5 protein-coding genes are annotated in these 3,081 nt (G+C 64.8%); all 5 read right to left on the reverse strand.

Annotated features, from left to right (window positions below):
• Positions 1 to 829, reverse strand: an 829-nt coding sequence (locus ACFE99_RS24390; protein WP_375489358.1) for a lysophospholipid acyltransferase family protein, incomplete at its 3' end; no start/stop codon positions are given.
• 5 nt (positions 830 to 834) lie between these two features.
• Positions 835 to 1,956, reverse strand: a complete 1,122-nt coding sequence (locus tag ACFE99_RS24395; RefSeq protein ID WP_375489360.1) for an SDR family oxidoreductase — start codon at positions 1,954 to 1,956, stop codon at positions 835 to 837.
• Between the two features lie 112 nt (positions 1,957 to 2,068).
• Positions 2,069 to 2,170, reverse strand: a complete 102-nt coding sequence (locus ACFE99_RS24400; protein ID WP_003402602.1) for a 30S ribosomal protein bS22 — start codon at positions 2,168 to 2,170, stop codon at positions 2,069 to 2,071.
• 131 nt (positions 2,171 to 2,301) lie between these two features.
• A complete protein-coding gene (locus ACFE99_RS24405) occupies positions 2,302 to 2,565 on the reverse strand; it encodes a helix-turn-helix domain-containing protein (protein ID WP_048889595.1) in 264 nt (87 codons plus the stop codon).
• Between the two features lie 138 nt (positions 2,566 to 2,703).
• A partial coding sequence (locus ACFE99_RS24410) for a pyrroline-5-carboxylate reductase family protein (protein WP_375489368.1) occupies positions 2,704 to 3,081 on the reverse strand: 378 nt, incomplete at its 5' end.

Below are 3,081 nucleotides of genomic sequence, written 5' to 3' on the forward strand. Positions count from 1 at the left end.
GGCCGAACAGCCGCGCCAGCAGCTTGACGTCGGCCAGCATCGGGTAGATCTCCTCGGAGCCGACAATCGAGCACGGCACGATCGGCGCCTTGGTGCGCAGCGCCGCCGACACGAACCCGCCGCGGCCGAAGCGCTGCAGCTTGTAGCGATCCTTGAAGCGCTTGCCCAGCCCTTTGTAGCCCTCCGGGAACACCGCGGTCAGTTCGCCGGATGCCAGCAGCCGGTGCGCGTCGGTGGCGCAGGCCATGGTGTGGCCGGCCTTGCGGGCGGTCTCGCCGATCACCGGAAGGTCGAACACCATGTCGGCGGCAAGCAGCCGCAAGTCTCGCTTGGCCGGATGCTCGTCATGGACCGCGATCGAGGCCATCAGGCCGTCGAACGGCAACACCCCGGCGTGGTTGGCCACCACCAGTGCCGCACCCGTGGCGGGCAGGTTCTCGATGCCGCTGACTTCGACCCGAAACCATGACCGGAAGAAGAACCTCAGCAAAGGCCGCACGATCGCGTCGTTGAAGTGTGGATCAAACCCGAATTCGTCGACGCTGTAGTCACCGGTCAGCCGCTGGCGCATGAACGCAGCGACGGCAGCGACCCGCTGGGCGAACTCGGTGGACGGTGCCTGCGTCTCCGCATCGGCGGTGCGGCGGCGCTGATCGATCTCACTGACGACAGCGGCGATCTGCTCGGCTGATGCCCGGGAATCGGGATCGGAGAGCAGCGAGGGATGCCGACGTGACGACGCGGTGCGCTGGCCGGCGCGGCGCTGTGCCGCTGCACGACTCGGATTCGTATGCAGCGGAATCACTTTCGCCTTGGAATCGCCCGCCACGATATTTACCTTCCCCCCACCCTTAGAACACTCGTGACCGACTGCTCAAACCGCTGGGCTGCCGACACGGCCCGACCCTCCAAGGAGCGTACCAACTCCGGTTTGATAATGGGAGTCAGAGCTCGCCCGCGAATGTAATCGTCGAACGCTTCAGCCGTCGTCCACTTCGGGTGGTATTCAAGTTCTTTAAGCATTCTGGTCGTGTCCATCACCCGCCCGAAGCTCAGGTAGGCGAGTTGTTCGCGATTGATTTCGGTATAGCGATTAGCCCGTCTCAGCGAATCCAGCGCCCACAGCCCGAATTCGGGCACCGGCAGCGGAATGCGGCCCGCCCGCCGAATCGCCTGCGAAAGCATGATGATGCCGTCAGCGCCGATGTTGAACGTGCCTGGCCGTCCGGCCAGCGCAGCGCGCTCCAGCGCGCCCAGCGCGTCTTGCTCATGCAGCAATTGCAGGCGCGCATCGCGTCCGACGATGGTGGGCACCAGCGGTCCGGCCAGGTAGCGCGAGAGCGTGGTGTCCATGGCGGGCCCGATCAAGTTGGCCAACCGCAGGATGGTGACCGCGATGTCGGGCCGGCGCCGGCCCAACCCGCGCGCGTAACCCTCGATGTCGATGCTGTCCTTCGGGAACCCTTGGCGGAAGGGACGGCGGCTACTGCTGTCCTCGGTGAACACCACCGGGTCGTGTGGGCTGGAGCCGTAAACCTCCGAGGTGGACTTCAGCACGACGCGGCGAACCGACGGCGCCTTCTGGCAGGCCGCGAACAACTGCATCGCGCCCATCACGTTGATTTCCTTCAGCGCGGCGCCACCGCCAGACCGCGGCGCGAACGAGGCCGCCGCCGCATGCACCACGGTGTCGACGTCGCTGTTTCGAATCACTTTGGCGATAAAGGGGTTGCGGATGTCGGCGCGGACGAACTCGGCTCGGCCCATCCGGCGCAGCATGTCCTTGCTGGGCGCTATCGCGTCCACCGCGATGACCCGGTTGATCAACGGGTTTTGCGCCAGCCGCGCGGTCAGGTAGCCGCCCAGGAACCGGCACGCGCCGGTGACCAGCACGACTTTCGGATAGTGCACGGTGTCGCTGCCCACGCCGTTTTTGGTGCCTGCGTTTCGGTCCATTCGGTTGCCTGTAGGGGTGCCAGTGTGACCGTCCGCCGAATCCACCCCATTAGCCTAATGGGCCACAGATACCACGGCGTTACTGCAGAGTGACGCTGGGTGCGCGCGGAGTTTACTTACCGAGTTTTCTGCGCTGCACCCGCGTGCGGCGCAGCAGTTTGCGGTGCTTCTTTTTCGACATCCGTTTGCGCCGCTTCTTGATTACTGAACCCATGACCCCGCTATCTCAGTCCGCCAATGCCGACAAGTGAAATGACCCGCACACTTTACCGGCTGGCGGCAGACGGCAGAAAACCGGCAGGGCCGCCCGGAAAACGACCGCCATGTACTGAGGCGGCGGCGGGATCAGCCGGCGTCGAAGTAGGAGGTTTCCAGCATGTCGTGCACGGCCTTGGCGTGCACCCGGAAGGAGCGCCCGACCCGTACCGCCGGCAGCTCGCCGTTGTGCACCAGCCGATAGACGGTCATCTTGCTGACCCGCATCAGCGCCGCCACTTCGGCGACTGTGAGAAATTGAGTTCTTGGCTGCTGGGTGTCGGAGGAACCGGTGTCCCGTGCCGATTTACCGCCAGCTGAATCCCGCGCCGATGGCCCGTTTATAGACGTCATCGCAACCCAATCAGTCAGGCCCGTGCAGTCCCACCGGCTTCCCCTCCGCTGGCACCCACACGTGCATACAGAGAGGAGAATAGCGGGACTAGTGGGGTTACTGCGACGGGTGTGGGAAAATCTATGGAAATTGCCGAATTACTCTGATGTGATTCTTAGCTGTTCAGCGCGGGTTTTCGCGGCCTGCACCGCCCCGTCGACCGCTGCTCGCAAACCGCCGCGTTCGAGTTCGCGCAGCGCAGCAGCGGTGGTGCCCCCAGGCGAGGTAACCATCGCCCGCAGCTGCGTCGCCGTGGTATCTACTCGCAAGTCGCTGGGCGCATCGTCGGCACCCTGACGCTCCTGGTGCATCCGCTCCAGCAGCATCGCCGCCGACCCGGCCATGGTCTGCGCCGCCAACTCGGTGGCCACCGCCCGGCTCAAACCCACTCCGACGCCGGCGTCGACCAACGCTTCAACCATCAGAAAGAAATACGCCGGTCCAGAACCGGACACCGCGGTCACCGCGTCCAGTTG

The organism is uncultured Mycobacterium sp., assembly GCF_964249325.1.
Taxonomy (GTDB): domain Bacteria; phylum Actinomycetota; class Actinomycetes; order Mycobacteriales; family Mycobacteriaceae; genus Mycobacterium.